This is a genomic window from Duganella sp. GW821-FHT07G03, from assembly GCF_059418605.1.
The window spans coordinates 66562-89067 of the sequence record NZ_JBWKQE010000014.1 but is presented as its reverse complement, the minus strand read 5'-3'; the positions used below and the strand labels follow the sequence as shown (position 1 = coordinate 89067).

The 22506-nt window shown below is 55.1% G+C and carries 18 protein-coding genes; 8 read left to right on the top strand and 10 right to left on the bottom strand.

Features of this window, described 5'->3' with window-relative positions:
• Positions 1–2: 2 nt before the first annotated feature.
• Both AC07OK_RS18440 and AC07OK_RS18435 read right to left on the bottom strand, forming a co-directional pair.
• Positions 3–464: a TadE/TadG family type IV pilus assembly protein gene (locus AC07OK_RS18440; RefSeq protein ID WP_494691665.1), complete on the bottom strand. Its 462-nt coding sequence runs from the start codon at positions 462–464 to the stop codon at positions 3–5.
• Positions 461–1990 carry a pilus assembly protein TadG-related protein gene (locus AC07OK_RS18435; RefSeq protein WP_494691664.1) on the bottom strand — a complete coding sequence of 510 codons (1530 nt, stop codon included), beginning with the start codon at positions 1988–1990 and terminating at the stop codon, positions 461–463. Before AC07OK_RS18435 ends, AC07OK_RS18440 begins: the two co-directional genes overlap by 4 nt.
• Positions 1991–2453: 463 nt before the next feature.
• Between AC07OK_RS18435 and AC07OK_RS18430 the strand changes: the two genes are divergently transcribed.
• From AC07OK_RS18430 to tnpC, 8 genes are all read left to right on the top strand, one after another.
• Positions 2454–2747, top strand: coding sequence for a type II toxin-antitoxin system RelE/ParE family toxin (locus tag AC07OK_RS18430; protein WP_494691663.1), 294 nt, complete (start codon positions 2454–2456; stop codon positions 2745–2747).
• A 130-nt stretch (positions 2748–2877) separates the two neighbouring features.
• Positions 2878–3252 carry an addiction module antidote protein gene (locus AC07OK_RS18425; protein ID WP_494691662.1) on the top strand — a complete coding sequence of 125 codons (375 nt, stop codon included), beginning with the start codon at positions 2878–2880 and terminating at the stop codon, positions 3250–3252.
• A gap of 385 nt (positions 3253–3637) precedes the next feature.
• A complete protein-coding gene (locus AC07OK_RS18420) occupies positions 3638–5065 on the top strand; it encodes a hypothetical protein (RefSeq protein WP_494691661.1) in 1428 nt (475 codons plus the stop codon).
• A 7-nt stretch (positions 5066–5072) separates the two neighbouring features.
• A complete protein-coding gene (locus AC07OK_RS18415; protein ID WP_494691660.1) occupies positions 5073–6482 on the top strand; it encodes a clostripain-related cysteine peptidase in 1410 nt (469 codons plus the stop codon).
• Positions 6440–7645, top strand: a complete 1206-nt coding sequence (locus AC07OK_RS18410; RefSeq protein WP_494691659.1) for a caspase family protein — start codon at positions 6440–6442, stop codon at positions 7643–7645. The genes AC07OK_RS18415 and AC07OK_RS18410 overlap by 43 nt, the downstream gene beginning before the upstream one ends.
• Before the next feature lie 164 nt (positions 7646–7809).
• On the top strand, positions 7810–8202 hold the full coding sequence (tnpA, locus tag AC07OK_RS18405) for an IS66-like element accessory protein TnpA (protein WP_494691658.1): 393 nt from the start codon (positions 7810–7812) through the stop codon (positions 8200–8202).
• Positions 8199–8546 carry an IS66 family insertion sequence element accessory protein TnpB gene (gene tnpB / locus AC07OK_RS18400; RefSeq protein WP_494691657.1) on the top strand — a complete coding sequence of 116 codons (348 nt, stop codon included), beginning with the start codon at positions 8199–8201 and terminating at the stop codon, positions 8544–8546. The genes tnpA and tnpB overlap by 4 nt, the downstream gene beginning before the upstream one ends.
• A gap of 29 nt (positions 8547–8575) precedes the next feature.
• The gene (gene tnpC, locus AC07OK_RS18395; protein ID WP_494691656.1) at positions 8576–10117 is read left to right on the top strand and encodes an IS66 family transposase; all 1542 of its coding nucleotides are present in this window, start codon (positions 8576–8578) and stop codon (positions 10115–10117) included.
• Positions 10118–10523: 406 nt separating this feature from the next.
• On the opposite strand, the gene AC07OK_RS18390 is transcribed toward tnpC, so the two are convergent.
• From AC07OK_RS18390 to AC07OK_RS18355, 8 genes are all read right to left on the bottom strand, one after another.
• Positions 10524–12047 (bottom strand): recombinase family protein, encoded by a 1524-nt coding sequence (locus tag AC07OK_RS18390; protein ID WP_494691655.1) that lies wholly within the window; start codon positions 12045–12047, stop codon positions 10524–10526.
• Between the two features lie 14 nt (positions 12048–12061).
• Complete coding sequence (locus tag AC07OK_RS18385; protein WP_494691654.1) at positions 12062–13606, bottom strand: recombinase family protein; 1545 nt, start codon at positions 13604–13606, stop codon at positions 12062–12064.
• Complete coding sequence (locus tag AC07OK_RS18380; RefSeq protein ID WP_494691653.1) at positions 13596–14486, bottom strand: plasmid partitioning protein RepB C-terminal domain-containing protein; 891 nt, start codon at positions 14484–14486, stop codon at positions 13596–13598. Before AC07OK_RS18380 ends, AC07OK_RS18385 begins: the two co-directional genes overlap by 11 nt.
• The gene (locus AC07OK_RS18375) at positions 14483–15379 is read right to left on the bottom strand and encodes a ParB/RepB/Spo0J family partition protein (RefSeq protein ID WP_494691652.1); all 897 of its coding nucleotides are present in this window, start codon (positions 15377–15379) and stop codon (positions 14483–14485) included. Before AC07OK_RS18375 ends, AC07OK_RS18380 begins: the two co-directional genes overlap by 4 nt.
• 1 nt (position 15380) lies before the next feature.
• On the bottom strand, positions 15381–16946 hold the full coding sequence (locus tag AC07OK_RS18370) for a recombinase family protein (RefSeq protein WP_494691651.1): 1566 nt from the start codon (positions 16944–16946) through the stop codon (positions 15381–15383).
• Positions 16947–17056: 110 nt separating this feature from the next.
• Positions 17057–17521, bottom strand: coding sequence for a hypothetical protein (locus tag AC07OK_RS18365; RefSeq protein WP_494691650.1), 465 nt, complete (start codon positions 17519–17521; stop codon positions 17057–17059).
• A gap of 550 nt (positions 17522–18071) precedes the next feature.
• The gene (locus tag AC07OK_RS18360; protein ID WP_494691649.1) at positions 18072–21353 is read right to left on the bottom strand and encodes a DEAD/DEAH box helicase; all 3282 of its coding nucleotides are present in this window, start codon (positions 21351–21353) and stop codon (positions 18072–18074) included.
• Positions 21354–21356: 3 nt separating this feature from the next.
• Complete coding sequence (locus AC07OK_RS18355) at positions 21357–22478, bottom strand: hypothetical protein (protein ID WP_494691648.1); 1122 nt, start codon at positions 22476–22478, stop codon at positions 21357–21359.
• Between the last annotated feature and the right edge of the window lie 28 nt (positions 22479–22506).

Genomic DNA, 22506 nt, shown 5'->3' with positions numbered 1-22506 from the left:
GCCTATTTTCCGAGGTATGGATAGGTGATGTTGACCGTCAACGGCAAAGTCAGTGACGTCATATTTGAGAAGAAAATGTCCGTCATTTGTAATTGGATCGCCACGTTGACAGTCGCGGGCGCAACGAAGCCCAGACACTGTACTGAATCGCAACCAATCGTAACGCCAATCGCATCTGGCCCTGGTGCAAGTTCAGCCAGTTCGGCATCCACAATTGCTCGGGCTACGGCGCTGAGGGCGGGTGCCCGTGCTGAATTTTTTATCTCGCTCAGCGGAACTGTTGAAAGGTACCGCGCAGCATCTTGTGCGGCTCGATTAATGACACTGTAATGCCAGAACACCCGGCCGAAGAAAAGTGGAAAGACCAGTAATATGAGAAAGACTGGCAATATCAGCGCCAGCTCGACCGCGGCGATCCCGCGCTGGCGATGCTTGGCATCGGAGACAGTGCGCATCATGATCATGGATATAACTCCACTGCGCCCCCCAGCGATTGCTCGGTTGCCAAGCCGCCAAATTCTGCGTAAAGACTTGTCGCCGTCGCGGGGACGGTCATCAGGAATTTACCGATGCCGAGCACAGTAGCTGTGGTGGTCGTGCCCGTACCAATCGGACAAGACAATAAGGCGACGTTCAGTACGCGGCGGCTGGCGATACCTTTGTGCGCAGCGGATGGCGCCAGAAAGTTGCTGCCATTCGTAGCCATGTATGGGGTCGACACACCGAGAGGATAGGAGGCGGAAGCTGTTGGGGCACCCGGCTTGTATAGTGTGCTCCAAGAGCTCGTGTTAAATGGAGTGTAGCCGCTTGCCGGTTCCGTCGCTCCAGGAACATAAGAGCTGTAAGGTACGGCCCGCGCGTATGCCCACAACGGCCCGTACATTGCTGCTGTATTACCCGCAGGTGCAGGCAGAGGATCTGCGACCGTCCACAATTTACCTCCAGTTGTCGTCGACAATGCGCCTTGCGCACCGGGAGCCGCGCTCATCCATGAGATCGCGCTGGCGTAGAAAAAAGATCTGATATTCACATCCGGCGGTGCAGTAGCAAAGGAGCAAAGTGAGCCGACGTATTGATCGAAGCGCGAATTGAGCTGGTTGAGGAGCGATGCCAACGGAAACGGCCGACTAACCGTAATCGGCGCGCCGATAATCCTCGGTATCGCCAGTTTCCCCGTGCAAGCGTAAGGACCGACAACGCTAGGGACCGTATTACTAGCCGATCCAAACACACCAGGCGGATCAAAGGGATCGATAACGAAATTCTCGGCCCCCGTACCATTGGAATTTAGCTGCATAAGATCGTAACCCACACCGCGCCTGAAGCCATATTCGATCAATTCGCTATTAGCGGGCGGTCCTGGATTGGCGCGTGCAGCGACGGCATTGGCGGACAGCGCACATACCGCTAGCGGCGCGACGTTAATCGTAGAGCGGCCTGCTACCGCTTTCACACTGACGCTGGTTGATGCCAGAGCTTCCGAAAGGACACGCATAAATACCAGATTAATAGTGGCAAGTGAAGCCTCCAACCTGCTGGTGTCGACCTTGACGAACAACAGACCATCCGGTGCGGCCTGCGCAGTTCCTGCATCGACCCAGGTTCCGTTTGACGAACTGCTGAACGACAGTGCGGCATCATTCCAGCTGATCAATTGCTGGTTGTACTGGTATCTCAACGCACTCACCGCACTGGCAGCTTGCAGAAGCGCATTCGTCACACCGGCCGACGTGCCATTTAGTTGTCGGGCTGCTGCGAGCGCCGCGATATTGGCGACCGCCTGAAGTTCGATCTTGCGGTTATAAACCCGTCCCAGATCCAGCGCCATGCCAATGAATCCAATGAGCACCACCAGCATCAGTGCAAACACTATAGCGATAGCGCCTTGCTGCTGATCGCTAGAGGACAGTTTCTGGAGCGATGACCTCATATCGATACGATATTCCGATGCAGCCCGTACCTCTCCCAGCGACCTTGCTGTCTTGGTCATGTCGCCTCCAAAAGCCTTGGGTGTCAAATCAAACTCCGCCGCGAAATAAGCATGCTCAAGCGCCGATTCTATACAGGCTACGTCCCTTGAAATTGATAAAAGGCAAAAAGCTTCAATTGAGCAAGTAGCGTGATGCCTCGCTCAGTCATTGCCAGGATTGTGTCTTAAACGTGGAGCAATTCCGTTTGGCACGGTGTTCAGCTATCGATCATCTAGCGAACCCGTGGCCATTCGCTCAGATCAACCGCCGCGATACGGAAATAAAAGGCACCTTTCATACGGCAACGACATTAGCTCAACCGCATTGCACGTCCGCTGGCCAGCAGCCACGTCCTTCCTTGACCAAAAAAACTTTCTAATATGCAATTATTTTGTAATCACTTGTTATCATTTTCTTGACGCGGTGTAATCGTTAGGCTACACTTGCTGAACGCAGTTGCGTGGTTATGCAGAAAGGAGAACTATGTATGAAGTACTAAAAGACCCGAAATTCGACCTGTTCTTCAATGAAGTCCCGGATGAGAAAACGAAAGCCAAGATCACGGCAAGTATCCTGAGGCTTCAGTTAGGAAATCCGGGGAAGTCTGAGCCAGTAGGCCACGGCGTGCAAGAATTGAAAATTGATTATGGCCCAGGGTGGCGTATTTACTACCTGAAGGCCGGCACTCAAATCATCGTCTTGCTCGGCGGAGGAACGAAACATGGACAGCAAAGAGACATCGATGCTGCCAAGGAACGGGCAAGAACATACAAGTAGATGTATTTAAACAGTTGGGAGCCGAAACTCCCAGCTGTTTCAGAGGCCAGCGAAGGCTAAGCAAGTTTAAAACCAAATTGAAAAGAGTTGGCTTGCTAAACACGATTGTGATAGTCCACAGGAGGACAGTATGAAAACAGCAGAAAATCTAGTTACTAATGACCAATTTGATATCAATAAAATAAAGTCCCTTTCAAGATATGAAGCGGCTGATTATTTACAGTCAGAAGAATCTTTAGTGACTTTCATAAATGAGTTTCTTGCTGACTGTGACTCTACAATGCTTGCGGAAGCAATATTAGCCGCTTCCAAAGCTAAAGGCATGACAGAGGTTGCGAGTAAGGCGGGCATAGCTCGTGAATCACTTTACAAAGCACTTCGATCAGATAGCCAACCTAGGTTTGACACAATTCTAAAAGTGCTAAATGCTATTGGACTAAGACTAATTGTTCAACCAATTTGTGATGAGAGTAGCCAATCGCTAAGTGCTAATACATCTTCTTAAATAATCTTTTCTCATAATCTGCTAACCACGTTGCCCCCGCTTGTCGGGGGCTTTTTTTTTGAACTCCAGCGATGATTGACTTCACTGGACCTCTTCTGCTTTCCCTCACCCATCTTTTCCTATGTTGTTTAAAGCTGCAAAAATTAAAATTCAGTGAAAAATTCACGAAAAATAAAATTTCCATCTCGATTGCCAAAATTTTACGAGCATATTTGTGTTCAGGTCTCCAAGCTTTCCGAAAGTACTTGTTCAGGTTTTCTAAATTAATTGCTATGACTAACTTCAATAGCATCACAAAAAAATTTGACGTAGCTCAGGCAGCAGCAAGTTAGCTCCGATAGACCTTGGCAATACAGGATAAGCTGAACTAGGTCTGTGGAGACTAATGTTAGGTCCGCAATTCCGTTCGGATCATTTCAGTAACGAACAAACCATATTTAAAGTAGTGATAATTGGTGATAATTTAACAATAACGAGAGAGTATATTTATCGCTGTGCTATTCACTACCTTGAGACGCCCGTCTCGATTTATGGAGAGCACGCAGACTTACCATGGTGTGGAAAGCAGACAATTTGTCTGGGCAGCACTACGAATGGAGAATTTCAAATGCTCATTCCGATCTGGATTCGTGGGTTCTTGAAAATGTCGGCCGCACTAGTGATTCTATTGAACCTAGGTGAAGTTCATGCGGGAGACAGTACCGACCCAGTTAACCCTCAGTTGGCCCAGGCTCAGCTTAGACAAGCCCTTGCCGAGGCCGATAAAGCAACGGCTGAGGCGGACTTAGCAACTGCGAAAGCAAAGCTTGGGCAACTTAGCGTCAGCTTACCCAAAGGGGAAACGACAGCCTCTACGCTTCACATCGAGGGAACCATTCTTGCGTACCGTGCAGCGGAAAAAGCCTCTGGATTGATCGCAGACAGCGTCGCCGGCGGAGGCAACATAAAGCAGATTGTGCTGTTTAGCGCCAAGGAACTTTCATCGCTTAACACTTATAATGCCTTTAAAGTGCAGACCGATCTCTTAATGGCACGAATCCCTGCATTGACAACGAAACCCATTCTTGTTTCCGATAATCTACCAGTTAACTGTGTCGCGCCTTCGAAACCGAAGATTCCGCCGTTGCTTGTCATTGACACAGCTCTTCAACTGATAGGCATTTTCAAGAAGGACCGCGCAATAACCGGGGCTGATGTGACACCGGATGAATTTGCAATTTACTCACTGGTGGCGGGAAAACTTCGGGCAAAGGGTATCGGAGTTGCATACCTTCCGTCATTTTTCCCTAATGCGCTCAATCGCTCACCGTCGCCGCTTGAGACACAGAAAACGTTTCAGGCTCTTAGCCAGAAACTACCTCTTCTTGCACAATTTGCAAGCGAAATGGGGGATGCAAAAAAACGACTTTCGGCAGCGAAAGAAAAGGCGGCGGTCAAATGCAAGGACATTTATGACAGTGATATTTCTGCTATTGACGCTGCTCAGGCACAAGCAGCATCTGCCCAAACTACGATTGCTCAAATTCTAGCCAGTCTGACCACAGCTGATGCTCAATCTGGGCTTACTTTGATAGAGACGCTTTCCAATGCGGAACTGCTTGCTACTCAATTCAATTCGGCATCGATCTTACAAGTCAAAGCCGTGGCCGCTGGAGGCAATACACAGACGGTGACAAGCATCTTTGGAACAAAACTATCGTTTGGAGGTGGTGTGGTCCTTTCATACATGCTCTTCGATTCGGCCGGTTCCGTATCTTCAGCCGGTGTTGTTCCTGTCTACGGTGGTTATGTAGATGCCGATAAGATGAATTGAGGTGTTTATGACACGAAAAATCCTACGCAAACTGCTGATCGCCGGTAGTTTTTTTTTCTGCACCTTTCTGCACGCCGGAATCTCGGTAGCGGCTGAATGGACCATCCTTATATATATGAATGCCGACAATAATCTCGAGCCTGATGCATTCGTTAATTTTGCACAACTGTCGAAGATTGGTGGTACTGATCAGGTCAACGTTCTTGTCCAGTTTGATCGTATAGCAAAGTACAAACACACCGTTCCCGATTGGTCGCAAACTTTGAGATTCCAAATCAAAAAGGGAGTTGAGCCTTTGCCTCAATTTGCGATGGAAGATTTGGGAGAAATGAATATGGGCGACGGTGCCGTACTGGCTGATTTCGTTCGCTGGGGAAAGATGAAATTTCCCGCGAAGAAATATATGCTCATTATTTGGGATCATGGACAAGGATGGCGAACCTTTGCAGCCAATCTCGCGCAGCGTAAGCGCGTTATTGAAGCATCAAGGGCTATGCCTCTGGACCTCTCACCAACCACATTGAGGGCAGCTTCTGTCTTGCTCCGAAATACAGAAGGGGTAGCTACTCCAGACGGGAAAAAAGCACCTTTCCGCAGTGCTCCAGGTAGTTCCTATCGGTCAGCATCAAATGATGAAACAAATAACGATGTACTGTACAACCGAGAGATTGCCGATTCATTAAAAAATGCTCTCGGACAAGAAAAACTGGATGTCTTAGGATTTGATGCATGCCTTATGGGTATGGTTGAAAGTGGGTATGCGTTTCGAAATATTGCGAGTTATCTTGTTGCGAGTGAAGAGTTAGAGCCCGGGTTGGGATGGCGATACGATACCTGGCTAGCCTCGCTAATTTCGAATCCTACACAGGACGCGAGATCAATGGCTGTTACTTCTGTCAAATCATATGCGGGCGCGTATCCAGACACCAGTGCAGAAGGGCCAGAAACAACACTTTCAGCTGTAGATCTGTCAAAATACCAAGAATTGGCCGTTGCACTTTCAGCGCTAAGTGAAACATTGACGACGCGGCTCGATGTAGAGCTGCAATCAATTATTGAAGCGCGAGCAGCTGTTTCGACATATGCTCCGGGATATGGATTTTATCATATCGATCTTCAACTATTTCTAACCGAGCTACGCAATCGGACGAAAGACAGCGTTGTTCGTTCAAACATAGATGATGTATTGAAAATTATTTCTGTAAGCATTGTTGAGAACTTCGCGGGATCATCTAGGAAAGGAACCTACGGTTCCAATGGAATTGCGATCTATTTCCCGGCTAATCAGCATGACTATAGAGGTGATCCATATTCAGAGGGAGGGTATGAGAAGGCAAATACTTATTATCCAGTTCAGTTCGTTCAAGAAACAAAATGGACAGATTTTCTTCACGCTTTTTGGACCAAAGTGCCATGAAGGTATTCGCGAAGAATTTGGTTCTATGCGCCTTGATTTGGATATGCGGAGCATCTAATATCTTTGCGCAAGAGGTACATCCGGGTGTTCGTGGCATTGCACTTGTGGTTGGCAACGAAAGTTACTTGCAGGGCGAGCTCCATACACCTGTTGCGGACGCTATGGAAATAGCAGCCGCGTTGCGTGACTTGGGGTTTCAAGTTTCTTTTGCGAAAAATCTCGGCGCTACTGAATTTCGCTCTGAAGCCAAAGCATTTGTAGACACTGCCGTCGCACTTCATGTGCCAGTAATTTTTTACTATGCGGGCCATGGGGTACAACTGAACGGGACATCATTCCTCGTTCCGACAGATGCTAGTTTTTCGAACGTCTCGACTATTCCTACCGAGTCATTTAACCTTGATGGGCTCTTTGACGATCTAAAAAAACTCGGTAGCCTCTCTAAAATTATTATCTTAGACGCATGTCGAAACAATCCTTATGGAACCAATTCACCAACGGAGTGGGTTCCTGGATTGGCGGCACCAACTAACGCGCCGCAAGAGGCATTGGTCGCATTTTCTACTGATCCTGGAAACACAGCCGTTGATGGAATCGGGCTGCATTCCCCATATACACGTTCACTTTTGAAATTTATCCGACGTCCGGGGATGGCGATAGAGGATGTATTTAAGAATGTCCGGCAAGATGTTATTGAAGCAACTGATGGCACACAGACACCGTGGGAAAATACTTCTTTGACACGCTCATTAGTATTGAGAACCCCTGTCCGTATTACTACGAAATTCGCTGACGTTGATGATGACGCAATTCTTTTAGTAAACGGAAGTGAGGTATTGTCTTGGAATGTGGATGGTGGTTCAGAGAAAATAATCCAACTTCAGTCTGGATTAAATTCAATTGAAGTTAAAGTTTACAACCAACGCAGCTACACAGGAGGAATTCCTCCATGGGGACATAAGCCTGAAGGCTGGCGATATCGTCTTATCGTAAGGGACTCAGAAGGGAAAGACCTGGCTATTTTGTCGGATGGCGAAAACGAGCCACCAAATAATGGAAGTCGTCATGGGCGTCTATTTACTGTGGCATCTATTCGACTCATTGTGGATGAACATTCAGCACAAGTTGGAGTTGAAAAAATAGAACGTCAGCTTTGGAAGTAATGCGCTCTCTGAGCTCTAAATTCCATGGAATCCAAGCGGTTCCCTGAGCTCAACCGTGCGAGTCAAAATCATGGTAAGCGTCTTCCCAGCGCCGTCTGGACCGCCTGACCGGCGTCCTCCATGATCGAATTTTGGCACAGCATTTGTGCCCACAAATTCTGATTATGGACACAAATTTTCAGCCGGTCATTTCGAAGAACACACGCGGCCATTATCGCCAGCATCCGCTGGAGTTCAAGCGCGCCTTGGTGGCGCTGTCGCTCGAGCCGGGCGCCTCGGTCGCGCGCATCGCGCGCGAACACGGCGTCAACGCCAACCAGGTGTTCAGCTGGCGCCGGCTGTATCAGCAAGGCCGCCTTGGTGTGCAAGCGGTGATGCGCGATGATGGCTTGTTGCCGGTGGTGCTGGCGCCATCGGCGCCCGCGCCGGACACCGCCGACGCCGGTGGCGATGCTGGCGGTACCATCGTGCTTGAACTGGGCGAGGTGCGCGTCCGCATCGAAGGCCAACCCAACGCGGCCACGCTGACCCAAGTATTGGATCGGGTGCTGCGATGATCGGCCTGCCGGCCGGCACCAAGGTGTGGCTGGCCGCCGGCACCACCGACATGCGTTCCGGCTTCAATGGCCTGGCCGCGAAAGTGCAGACGGCGCTGGAGGAGGATCCGTACAGCGGCCACGTGTTTGTGTTCCGTGGCCGGCGTGGCGACCTCATCAAGCTGCTGTGGTGGACCGGCGATGGCCTGTGTCTGTTGGCCAAACGGCTAGAGCGCGGCCGCTTTGTCTGGCCGCAGGCCACCAACGGCGCGGTGGCGTTGACGCAGGCCCAGCTATCGATGCTGCTCGAGGGCATAGACTGGCGGCGGCCTGAACGGACCTGGAAGCCCACGTCGGCCTTGTAAACGTAACAAGCCTCGCGTAAACTTGGTCCATGCTCAGCCCAGCCGACCTACCCAACGACATCGCCGCCTTGAAGGCGCTGCTGCTCGCTCAAAACGAGGTGGTGGAAGGTTTGCGCGAACAATTGAACACGCGCGCTGTCGAAATCGAACACCTCAAGCTGCAGATCGCTAAATTGCGGCGCATACAGTTTGGGCGCAAGTCGGAAAAACTGGATCATCAGATCGAGCAGTTGGAACTGCAACTGGAAGACCTGCAGGCCGATGAAGCCGAAGCGGCGCGCGAGATGCCGGCCGCCGACCAGGCGCCACGTAAGAAGTCGGTACGCAAGCCTTTGCCAGAGCACCTGCCGCGTGACGAGAAGGTGTATGCGCCAACGGCCGATGCCTGCCCGGCCTGCGGTGGTGGCCTGCGCCCCCTTGGGGAAGACGTGGCGGAACAGCTGGAGTTCGTGCCGGCCAGCTTCCGCGTGATCCGCCATGTGCGTCCCAAGCTGGCATGCGCCTGCTGCGATACCATTGTGCAGGCACCGGCACCAAGCCGGCCGATTGAGCGCGGCATCGCCAGCCCTGGCCTGCTGGCGCATGTCCTGGTGGCGAAGTTCGCCGATCATCTACCGCTGTACCGCCAAGCTGTCATCTACGCCCGTGAGGGCATCGACCTTGATCGCGCCCTGCTGGCGAGTTGGGTCGGCGCCGCGAGCGCGTTGTTACGGCCGTTGGTCGATGCCGTTCAACGCCATGTGCTGGCGGGCTCGAAGCTGCACGCCGACGACACCCCGATTCCGGTGCTGGCGCCCGGCAACGGCAAGACCAAGACCGCACGTCTGTGGACCTATGTTCGCGATGACCGACCAGCCGGCGACGCGACGCCACCAGCGGTATGGTTTGCCTACACGCCCGACCGCAAGGGCATCCATCCTCAGACCCACCTGGCCAAGTTCGAGGGCGTACTGCAAGCCGATGCCTATGCCGGCTTCAACGCCTTGTTCGAGGACGGTACGATCCGCGAAGCGGCATGCTGGGCGCACGCACGCCGCAAGTTCTACGACCTTCACGCGGCGCGACCAACAGCATTGACCACCGAGGCGCTGCGCCGCATCGCCGAACTGTACGTGGTCGAGGCCGAGATCCGGGGCAAGCCACCCGATGAACGTAGGCAGGTGCGGCAAGCCCGCGCACGGCCCTTGGTCGATGATCTCGAACGCTGGCTGCGCGCCACGCTCGACACGTTGTCCCGCAAGTCCGACACGGCGGCAGCGATCCTGTACGCACTCAAGCTTTGGCCCGCGCTGCTGCGCTACTGCGACGATGGCGCCATCGAGATTGATAACTCGGCGGCGGAACGCGCCTTGCGCGGCGTCGCCATCGGACGCCGCAACTACCTGTTTGCCGGCGCTGACAGCGGTGGCGAACGCGCAGCGGCGATCTACTCGCTGATCGGCACGGCCAAGCTGAACGGTGTCGACCCCGAAGCTTGGTTGCGTCACGTGCTGACGCATATCGCCGATCATCCCGTCAACCGGGTTGATGATTTCTTGCCTTGGAACTGCAATCTGCCAGCAGCCCTTTGAGATCACGCCGCTTCCCAGCGGTGTGACGCCATCATCGATCAGATCGCCACAGCATTCAAGACGGCGCTGAGCTCACGCTTACAAATCATGCGTACACAAGGCCCTCTCGCTCGCTGAGTACAAAACCAAAAGTGGCACTCAGCGCAGGAGTAGTATCAGGGCGAGCGCAAGCAGTCTATAGGTGTGCATGATTAAAGCTAGATCTGCTTTTGAACTGGATTTACGCCGTACGGCGCTAGTCGAGTTGCCAAAACCAGAACGAGGAGTTTGAGGCGTGAGGGAGCGAGGGTTGTGTCGGGGCCGTCACTCTGTCGCCATCGTAGCCAACGCGAGGTGCAGTAACTGGCCCGCTAGCTACACTTCTCGTTTTTTGGGGGGGGGCTTAACTTCTTCGGCAGAGGCGATCCTAACCATTCTGATCAGACAACCCGAATATGGGCCTCAAGGTGGTAGAAAAGATCATTCCCTCTTTTTTAGCATTCTTTGTGGTCACCCATCTATGCCCCACGGCCAACATCGCCGGAACCCCCAAGACATAGGAATAGGTTGTCCTTGCTTGATGATCCATCAAAGCGCAAAGTACGAAGTCAGTACCTGATGCTTGCGCAGGAACAACCCATCCATGTGCCCCCCTCTTGTTTCGGCAAAGCGCGATTGCAATACGAAGAGAAATGCAATCATCCAGAGTCAAAACCAATGGGCACGATGATACAGTGAGGCGATGCCCTGCCTCTTCAACTAACATCCGAACCTGACCCAGCATTCGGCGCTGAGCTTCTACAATTCGCGATGCACGGAAACAAATTGCATCGGTAGTTGCCCCCACCGACAACGTATAAGCACGCTCTAGACTTCCAAAAAGCTTTTTAACCAGGGCAACATGCGGCATGCCAGCCTCGGCATCAATCAACCTGTAATTCAATACACCATTCCGCGCGTAGATCTCCCGCAATCGATCCAAAACCCCTTGTGCGTCCAACCCTCTTCGCAGTTGATACTGGCGTTGTACCGCACGAAAGTCTTCAAGAGTAACAATAGATTTATGGGCCGACTCGTTGCGCTCCCAATGAACACTCAGGTTCTTCTTCCGCTTCGCGCCGAGCCGCGCAGTGGTCCTGTTATAAAGTAGGTTTCCGCAATATTTTTCGTTCGTGAGAACCGCCCTCACTCGCGTTTCGTTCCAGCCTTTGCCATTTCCATATGTCGTACCGTCCCCGTTAAGCATCCGCGCAATAGCTCGATAACTTAGCTGTTCTTCTATGTACATTTGAAAGATGCTTCGTACAACGTTAACTTCCTTTTCTGGGCCGGGCGCAAGCACAACACGATCGGTGCGATGACACTTGCGCTCCCCATCCTGCAACACTCTGCATATATTTCCATCGGCTCGAACGCTTAGCCGACGCAATCCATATCCTGCAATGCCTCCAGGCTTAAATCCACGCTTCAACAAGAAGACGTGCGCGTCGAAGGTTCTGACCGATAACTGACGGCTATATTCCGCCGCCATAGTCCTCTTAACACTCTTAATGATGTTTGAAAGCGGTGAACCATCATTGGAGAACTGCTCGGCACAGTAGGTCACGCGCACTCCGCGGCGGCTGCAGAGGTACTCATAGTACGCACTTTCATCGAGATCTTGAAACCTTCCCCAGCGGCTGACGTCGTAGACTAAAACCTGATCAAAACCTGGCTTGTCACGGTCAATGTCACTAATCAATTGCTGCAAGCCAGGGCGCCGGCTCGCATCTACCCCACTCTTACCATCATCCCGATAAACTTTCAGCACTATGCAGTCCGTAGCGGCAGCATATCGACCTATGTAATCGAGCTGCTGCGCAATCGATTGACTCTGCTGCTGGGTTGACATGCGTACGTAGGCAACCGCACGGCTAATGCTGTGAGATACAGTAGATCTTCTCTCGTCCATATCGGCATCTATTCCTATCCTGCAAGTCCGAATATCGATTCGAGAGTGGGATAAAGCAACGGACGAGATTTGGCATATCGGCCGCTACCAAAATAAATGGTTTCTCTAGGCTCTTCCGCTGTGGGGATCAATGCATAGCGCTCGACTTCCTGATTCGTCCGGTCCAACAAACCGGCCAGAACAAAGTCTGAGCTACGGCCGGAATGAACTGCAACGCGCCAGCGTAACTGGCCATTCTTTAGCCTTCGGCAAGTAAGTACGGATAGCCGGAGCGTCAACTCACCATTGATCCGTAGCTGATTGCGCGCTCCCAAAACCGGCTCGGCGTGTCCTCCTAGCATCGCAACTTTAATGCGTACCTGTTCACGCAGTTTACCGATCAATTCTCGTTGTTCCACTTGTGTAATGGCATGGCTAACGCTGTAGAAAACCGATGCGCCGGCACACTCATAAGCGTTGGCCAATGACCCAAACATACGATTGAGCCGCCGTACACCCGGCATTCCGGGAATCAAAGAAAGAAGGCGAAGTGTCACCATCCCATGCTTTGCACTTACCGCACGGATTGCTTCTAGCACGGCCTCCACATCCTCCCCATTGCGCATACGTCGAATGCGATCGGCTAAAGCTCCTTCATCTCGAGGTACAATTTGATCAAACGCGCCCTCCTTCCGCAACCATAACTCGGGAGGATTCATGATTCGCCGAGTCTTTAGGCGCGAAGTGCTCCGGTTGTAGACCAGGTTCCCCCAGTATTGTTCCTTACTTAGAACGCTGGATACGCGATAGTCCGTCCAAACATTGGCACCGCTGGCCACACTGTCTTCATTTAACTTTCTTGCTATAGCGCGCTTGGTCAAACCCTCATGGTTGTACAACTGAAAAATTTGGCGCACCACGGCGATCTGACGCGGATCACCTGGTACAAGCAATACCCTGTCAGTTGGGCGCGGCTTGCGTTCACCGGATTCTAACGTGCGCATCTTTTCACCATTAGCGCTAACTGCTACTCTACACAGTCCGTATGTGGCGGCACCGCCTTGCTTAAACCCCAGCAATGCCAGACGCTTCTGACCAGCGAACACTTTCGACGACAATTCTCGACTATATTCGGCGGCCATGCTGCGTTTAATGTTCTTCATTAATTGCGATAGCATCGATCCATCGTTGAAAAAATTTTCAGCACAATATACAAGGCGAATACCGGCCTTTCGGCACACGAACTCGTAGTATCCAGCCTCGTCCCCATTTTGATAACGTCCCCACCGACTAACGTCGTATATGAGTAATACGGCGAAATCGGCATGACCAGTTGCGACGTCGTCCAAAAGAGTCTGCAAACCGCGACGCCCGGCCAACACCAGCCCACTGCATCCTTCATCAGCATAAACCCGTACTACCTGCATGGCATGCGCATCTGCGTAGCTTCGTAAGTACGCTTCCTGCAACTTCGGTGATAGCTCCTGAGCGGAGGTAGACATCCTGACATAAGCGGCTGCGCGCAAGGAAAGATTGAAAGAGCAATCACCACCCATCGGCTCCTCCGGTTTACTGATCAAGCGAAACGGTCTTCACAATGATCTCGAATTCTGAATGTATTTCAGGCTGCTTCTGCTTGAGATAACGAGATACAGCCCTATTTTCCAGCAGCTTTGCGAGGTAGCCTTTCGCCAGGACAAGATGCAGGACATCCTGACCGTATGTTTGCTCCACGGTCTTATACTGTACCTGCAGATTACTCATCTCGCGTTCCATCTTGGATATCTGCTCTGACGACACGCCCGACATGCGCGTTGGCTTTTTTCCGTCCACCAGCATCTGCGCCGGCGTGGCCACTAGCATTGCTTCAGCATAGGCCACAGTAATGTTATTGGCAGAGACCATGAGCTCAACACACTCGACTTGCCGTGTCGGCTTCATCTTACGAAGCACGCGTGAAATCTCCGTGGAGAACTGCCTGTCTGCCAAAAGCTCCGCGGCCTCAGGGCAGATACCATTCAAGAGTCCGAGCTTCTTATTGATTTGCGTAACGTCGACACTGAGTGCCTTGGCCAAGCGTTGGGGCGTGACTCCTCGATCAATCGCACGGCGAATCATAAAATGCTCTTGTATCGTCGACAAGCGATTGACTCGACTGTTATATGTGTAGGCCTCATCATCCGTAGCAATCAAACAGCATGCATCGGTGCAGCTCAACTGTTGTAGGGCAATTAGACGTAAATGACCGTCAAGCAAGATGTATAACCCTGGCTGGCTTGAGTCCTTGCCTGATGGCACGACCGACAAGGGCTCGATCATTCCGACCTCCTCAATCGATGCCCGAATTTGGTCGAACTTCCGAGATGTAATCGACTCCGGCGGCACTTTTCGCGAAAGAAGGATGTGATCTATCTGAACGTTAAGCGGCTCCGGCAAAAAGCCCAATGCGATCTTGCTCATGCTGCGTTCCCCATAGGCCAAACACGTTCAGAAAGATACTTGGGCAATGTATCAAGGCCCTCTGCTCGTAGTAGTGTCGTGAAATTTTCATCCACAAGTAATTGGCGCAAGGCCCCAGTAACAAATAACAGCCGCTGTTGTGCAAACTCTGCTTTCTTGACCATCATTTTTTGGCGAGCTACCTCTTTTTGATAGGTCCGGATCAGACTGGACGTAGTGACATCCGCGCGCTTGCGTCGCGTTCCGGTGGAGACTGAAGGGCCAAGAACCTGCCGGTTCTCTATAACCTTTCTCGCCTGCAGAAGCTGTTGGCCACGCAGCGCTCCAGATTCATACGCATTCTGCAATGCCACCTGCACCGCGGCGTTATCGTCGCCGGCATCGACGATCGTAAGCGCCGCAGTCAAAGGGATTCGACCTTTCGCTACTGCCACAAGCAGTCGTTCTTCACCGTTTTTAAGCAACGACAGGATGCCGTGAACATACTCAGGCCGCAGTCCTGTCTTTGCCGCTATTATCTTCTTGTCATAGCCCTGCTTCCGCAGATTTTCGATAGCTTGCATCGCCTCTAGTGGCCGATACTGTCGGCGCGCGATGTTCTCGGTGAGATTCATGATGAGAGCTCCCTCATCATCTATCGCCACAACAAGCGCCGGTATAGATGTCTCACCGAGCGCTTTAAAAGCTTTCACTCGGCCTTCCCCGCAAATGAGAAGGTAGCGCTCGGTTCCGTCCGATCTTTTCCTCGGCGTCACGGTGATAGGTTTTTTAAGACCGATTGCTTTTATGTTGGCGACGATATCCTCGAAGACCTTGGCATTACGCTCTCGTGGATTAAGTGTTTCGATCAGATCAATCGAAATCATCTTCATCTCTGTTGGCCACTGTTCCATTTCAGGCAGCCTTTCTTACTCGGGCTCGCTCGGCCATGCTGTACAAGTAGTCCAAGGATTCAAAGTGATACGCCTCAAATTCGATGGAATTGCTCTCCTTGAGACTGATACGCGCTGAGTCAAAATCCAGTCGAGGAAGAAGGTAATAGTCGAGCGCGCTCTGATTTGTGCGGTCTAGCCGCACCGCGACCGTAATATCCGGGGCCAAGCTTGCGTCGAATCGGATCTTCCATGAATACCGACCTGCGCCATGTTCCTGACATCTGGCCACCACCAAAGAGACGCTAAACTCTCCATTAAGCATCAACATTTCTGTAGCCGGATCTCTTACTACCGAGCCACCGAGATCGGCGATAGATCGTTCGACCTGGCCCACAATCTCCGGATGATAAAGTCGCAGAAACCGATTTGCTTCGAGATAACGATAGTCCCTATCAGGAGAAAATCCGACAGTCTGGTAGGCTCGCAGCAAGCTACCGAACCGGTGCGAGTAAACCGCAGTGGAAGGCATCCCTTCGGTCTCGTTGATCACAAGCCCAGAGAGAAAGCCGCGGTTCTGATAAAGAGTACGAAGCCGTGTGATCAACTCCTCGTCCGAATATCGCCGGGCACGTGCCGTCATAATTCCACGCACCGTATAGAAAACTTCGCTCGGCACAATAGGATCGAAGGCGCTCTCCTTGCGAACCCACATGTCTGGCGCATTTACTACACGCAGTTTTTTAAGCTTGAAAGAGGTCCGGTTATATACGTTGTTCCCAATATACTTCTCGTTCGTTAGAACCTCACGCACCGTGGCTCGTGTCCACAACCGGCCCAGGTCCGTCTTGAGCCCTTCACGATTTAACCTGTCTGCGATTTCGGACTCGACCAAACTATCGTCAATAAACCACCGGTACATCTGGTTGACGGTTTCAACCTCCTCATCGGGTCCAGATACTAGAATTACACGGTCTGTTTGCAGGCTTTTGTGCTCACCTCTGTGAAGCTCGGTTTTCAAGCAACCGTGCTGATCAATGAGAACTCTACGCAGCCCATACCCTGCTGGACCACCTTGGCGATAGCCAAGCTCGATCAGTCGGCACTGGCCAGCAAAGACTTTGGCAGACAGCTCACGGCTGTATTCACCGGCCATGGCTCGCTTCACTCCTTTCACGATTGTGGATACCGGCGAACCATCATTTTCGAACTGCTCAGCACAGTAAACCACCTGGATACCAGCCCGACGGCAGCGATACTCGTAGTACGCACTTTCATCGGCATCTTGGAAGCGGCCCCAGCGGCTCACGTCGTACACCAAGATCATCTGGAACTCGTTAGATCCATTCTCGACGTCAAGGAGCAGTCGTTGCAGTGCTTCACGCCCGTCGAGACGTAGACCGCTTTTACCCGCATCCGCATAGGTGCGAATAATCTCGATGCCTCTCCGAGCCGCGTACTCGCGAATTTTCGACGCTTGATTTTCGGTGGAGTATTGTTGATGCTCGGTCGACATACGGACGTACTCCACTGCGCGCACGCGGGTCTGCGTCGTTACTTCATCATCGCTAAATGGGTCTTTTGACATAGCCGCCGCACCTGGATCATTAACTCGTCTTTCCGGAGGCGGTTGAAGCCGGCTCGTCAGGCAAAGACGCTAGATCCAAGATAGCAGCTGCCATCGGCGACATCCACACGTCATCTCTTTGCAACGCAAGTTTTTTCCAGATCTGAGTAAGAAAGCAATCGTAACTCAACTATCCACACGTCCATCTTTACAACGCCTGAGCGCGAGACAAAATTCATCCGATATATCCCGGATGGCACTGTGGGTAAAAGGGTTGACGAGTCCATCTTTGCAATTTCGCCAGCGTCTTCCGTGATGCCGCGCCGCCCCCGATCAAGTTGATTTTTCCGATTTCGCTCGACATACTCAGGATGCGTGGCACGATAATTTTTCCAGTAGTCGACATTGCGCTCGCTCCAGGCCCGTTGTGCTCGTGCCTGGTTGTCTGCATAGTCGGGATCGGTCTTGCGCTTGTCCTGTTGCCACCTGAGCCGACGAATCCGTTGACACGCCAGATCAGGGCAATAGGTCTGATTCGGCGTTTGCGGCCGCAGTTGAAATCGCCGGCCACATGCCTCACATTTCTTTGTCCGCATCGTGTTCTCCATACTTGCACAACACTTTGCAGGATCTGCCGAAAAATGAAATTTGCAACTCAAAATTTCGCTCCGAGCAGACGAAGAACATCGTCCCATCCTCCCTCTCACTCAGTAGATCCCTGTTGATTTTTCTCTCGTCTCTCCGCTCTCAAGGTGCATCTCATTCCAGCGCGATCCTCTTCACTGCTCACGTCTGCTCGTCCACAACAGTCGAAAAAAAGAGGTGCACAAACTTTGGCACCTCCGTAGGCTGGTCGCACAAACTCTGACTCAACCCGGTCTGCACTTTGTCACCAAGTCATCTATGTCCTTGATTTTCGATGAAACGAGTTGCTCTAACTATGGCGCTCTACGACACGGCAAGTAAAAACTGTAACAGATCTGTGAAAAAGTACTGTCACCGATAATAAAAAAACCAACCGCCGAGGTTGGTTTTTTCGTTTGCTTCATTGATAAGCGAAGCGCGCTAACTAGAGCACTTAACGCGTATTCCTCCATTTGATGTGTAGCAACGCATATCGCTGTTCGTACACTTTTGCTGTGAACCTCACTCCGCCGACAACACCCCCAGCAAATCCTCCGCCGTGATCTGCAAGCCCTGCATCTCGCCGCCGGCCAGCACCGCATCGGCCAGGCTGGCCTTGGTGCGTTGCAGCTCCTGGATTTTTTCCTCCAGCGTGCCCCTGGCGATCAGCCGGTAGACAAACACCGGCTTGTCCTGGCCGATGCGCCAGGCGCGGTCGGTGGCCTGGTTTTCGGCGGCCGGATTCCACCACGGATCGTAGTGGATCACCGTGTCGGCCGCCGTCAGGTTCAGGCCGACGCCGCCCGCCTTCAGGCTGATCAGGAACACCGGCACCTGGCCGCCCTGGAAGGCTTCCACCTGCGCCGCCCGGTCGACGGTATCCCCGGTCAGCAAGGCATACGGCACCGCCCGCGCCTGCAGTTCGGTCTCGATCAGCACCAGCATGCTGGTGAACTGCGAGAACACCAGCAGCTTGCGGCCTTCGGCCAGCAATTCGTCGACCAGCTCCATCAGCACCTGTAGCTTGGCCGACGGCGCCTCCGTCTTGCGCGTGCCGGCCGCCTTCATCAGGCGCGGATCGCAGCACACCTGGCGCAGCTTGAGCAGCGCGTCCAGGATCACGATCTGGCTGCGCGCCACGCCTTTGCGGGTGATCTCCTCGCGCACCTTGCGGTCCATGGCCAGCCGCACCGTTTCGTACAGGTCGCGCTGGGCGCCGGCCAGGTCGACCATGCGCACCATCTCCGTCTTGGGCGGCAGCTCCTTGGCCACGCTGTCCTTGGTCCGCCGCAGCAGGAAGGGCTTGATGCGACGGATCAGCAAAGCGTTGCGCTCGCTGTCGCCCTGCTTCTCGATCGGCTTGCGGAAGTCGGCATTGAACGCCTGCTCGCTGCCAAGCAAGCCCGGCATCAGGAAATGGAATTGCGACCAGAGTTCGCCCAGATGATTCTGCAACGGCGTGCCGGTCAGGCACAGACGGTGGCGCGCTTGCAGCAGGCCCGCCGTCTGCGCCGCCTTGGCGCGGCTGTTCTTGATGTATTGCGATTCATCCAGGATCAGCAGGTGGAAGGGCTGCCGGCGCAACGCCTCTTCATCGCGCGGCAGCAGCGCGTACGAGGTCAGCACCAGATCGGCGTCGGCCATGTCGCCAAAGCGCCCCATGCGCTCCGGTCCGGTCAGCACCAGCACCCGCAAGCCCGGCGTGAAGCGCGCGGCCTCCGCCTGCCAGTTCGGCATCAGGCTGGTCGGCGCGACCACCAGTGCCGGCGTCGTCAATCGGCCGGCCTCTTTTTCGGTCAGGATATGGCTGAGCGTCTGGATGGTCTTGCCGAGGCCCATGTCGTCGGCCAGGATGCCGGCCAAGTCATATTCGCGCAGGAACTGCATCCAGGCCAGACCTTCGGCCTGGTAGGGGCGCAGACTGGCCTGCAGGCCGGCCGGGGCCACCACCGCATGCACCCGCTCGAACGCGGCCAGCTTGCGGCCCAGCGCGCGCAAGCGCTCGCCGCCGGTCCAGCGCAGTTGCGCGCTGGCCTCCAGCTCGGCCAGCCGCGCCAGGTCGAGCGCCGGCAGGCGCAGCGCATTGCCGATGCGGTCGCTGAAGTACAGTTCGCCCAGCGTGCGCAGGATGGGTCTGACGCGCCCCCACGGCAATGCCACCCTGGCGCCGTCCGGCAGCGTGGCCAGCAACGGCTCGTCGTCGGCGCGCGCCTCCAGCGCGGCAGGCGCGAAGTCGCGCGGCGCCTGGCGTATCAGTTGCACCAGCACCGGCAGCAGCGGCACCGGCTGGCCGTGGACGACGATGCCCAGCTCCAGATCCAGCCAGTCCTGGCCGGCGCCGGCCGGCTCCTCGTCCACGCGCGCATACCAGTCGTCGATGTCGCTCAGGTCGAAGCGGAAACCCGGCGCCAGCTCGATCAGCCATCCCTGGGCGCGCAGCCGCGGCAAGCCTTCGTCCATGAACCGCAGCCAGGCGCGCTCGGATGCCAGCCGCAGTTCGCCGGTCGGCGCGCCGGCCAGCACCGACGTCCCGGCCGGCGGCCGGAAGCCGGCCACGTCCAGCGCCGACCATGCGGCGGCCTCGTCCTGCGCATGGCGCTCGATCAGCTCGATTCCCTGCGCGCCGACGCGGGTCAGTTCGCCGTGCGGGTCGGCGCCGGCGCGCAGGCCGTCGTAGACAAAGCCCAGCAGGGCGCTGTCGCCCTGCTCCGTGCTGCGCAGCGTCAACGCCACTTGCGGCCGCACGCCGCTGCGCGCGCTGACGCCCTGTTGCGGCAACGGCAGCAAGCCGTTCAGGCTGGACGACTGCAAGGCCTGCGCGAACGCCGTCATCTGGGCCGGCGCCAGGCGCGGGCTGCGCGCCACCAGCGACAGCCAGGTCTTCATCGGCAATGCCGCCAGCGCCGCCGGCAGCTCGAGCTGCCCGATGCGGCCGTCGCTCACGTACTGCGCCGGCGTCACCGGCAGCAAGCCATCCGGCGCGGCGCCGTCGTCGAATTCCCAGCCCAGGCCCAGATTGCCGTCGTCGCCGGCGCGCCAGGCCAGGCGGCCGCTGCGTGCCGGCCCGGCCTGCAATAGCCGCAGGCCGGAGCGCAAACCGGTCCGGTCGTCGGCCAGGTACAGCGCGCCCATCTGCTCCAGCTGCAGCAACAGCTTGCCCACGTTCTCGCCAGCCAGTTCCAGCCCGCCCGGGCCCCAGACGCTTTTCAGCAGGACGATAAAGGTTTGCGCGGGCGCGTGGTCTTGCTGACGCATAAACGCCGGCGGCGAATGCTGGAAGGCGTACAGGTCCTTGACCTGGGTGGCGGTGCGAATCGCGCCGTCGGCGGCGATGCGGCCTTTGCACAGATACAGGCGCAGCTGGGGGCCGCCGGGCTCGGGCATCAGCACGTAGATCAGCCGGAAAGTCGCCTTGGCGGCCGGCGGCCGCGCCTCCTGCTCGCGCTGCGCCGTCTGCACATGCAACGCCACCGTGCCCAGCCAGTTCGACAGCTCGTACGGCAGCGCCGGCTGCGCGGCCGGCGCGGCCGCCTCGCGGGCGGCCAGCAGCACCGCCACCACATGCTTGCAGTTATACGCCATCGGGCAGCTGCAATCCCCTTCGAAACGCAGGGCGGCGCCGCGCGCGACCAGCTTGATCGATTGCCGGTACGGGGTTCTGGCGTTGCCGCGCACCTTGCCCTTGATCAGGCCGCCCTCATGGCCGGCCTGCATGACCAGTTCGCGCCGGTGGTAGTCGGCGCCGCGCGCGTAGGTGGTGCTGTCGAACTGTCGGCGCACATCGTCGGGGGTGTACAGTTGCATGCGTCAGTCCAACCAATCCTCGTCGTACTGCTTGTCACGGTAATCCTTGAGCCACGCCTTCAGCTTCCGGATGTCTTGCAGATCCTCCAGCTCGCGCGCCGCGCCGGCCAGCCGCGCCCGTATCTGCGCGACGTCGTCGCGCACGCCGCGCAAGGCCGCCTGCGGCGTCAGGCGACGGTACAGCGGCAGCTCCCATTCCATCGCCACGGCGCTCTCCAGCTCCAAATTGTCGCCCTCGAGTTCCTGCACCTGCGCGCGCAGCACGGCGTTGAACTGGCCGATGCGCTCGTCGCTGAGGCCGTCAATGGCGGCCTGGTCGATTTGTTCGATCTCCAGTTGCAGCTCCAGCAGACCAAGCAAGTCGTTCTTCTCATAGGCCACATTGACGCGCTGCATCAACCCGGTCTTGCGGCTGCGTTCGGCGGGGTCGGTCTCGCGGTCCGGATGCAGCGCGCTGGCCAGCTTGCGGTAGATCTCCCGCACCGATTGCTTCATCAGCGCCTGTTCGGCCTCCTTGCGCCGGGCCTGCTTGATGGCGCCGGGCGACTGGGCCCGGCGCGCCTCCGCCTGCCGCCGTTGCTCCTCGGCCTGGCGCCATCGCGCCTCGGCCTGGCGTTCCAGTTCGTCCATCTTGGCGTGCAGCGCGGCCATCACCGCGTCGTCCGAACCGCCGTCCTCCAGTTCCACCCCGAACAGGTTTTCCATCTCCGTCCTGAGGTCGGCGCCGCCCTGCGCATCCGGCGCGCCGAAGAGCGAGTCGTCATACTTGCTGACGATACGGTCCAGCTCCTCGTCGTCGCCAAATTGCAGCAGATCCCAGCCGGCGGTGCGGATGTAGTCCACCAGCGTCTCCTTGTTTTTCACTCCCATGGACTTGTGGCCATAGGCCTGGTCGAACAGCAACACCATCTGCCGTTCGTGGGCGCGGAAAGCCGCGCCCAGCGGCGCCAGTTCCTGTTCGGTAATGGTGCGCAGCAACGGCAAGGTTTCCTGCCAGCCCGCCAACAGCGCGCGCTCTTTCTCCAGCTTCTTGATCAGCGTGTTGAATTGCTGGCGTATGCGCGACTGCGGCGCGGCGGGGATATCGGCAACACGGATGGCGGAGTTGGGCTTTTTCGGCGGCATGGCTGGCAGGCAAAGGGCAAACGCCCAT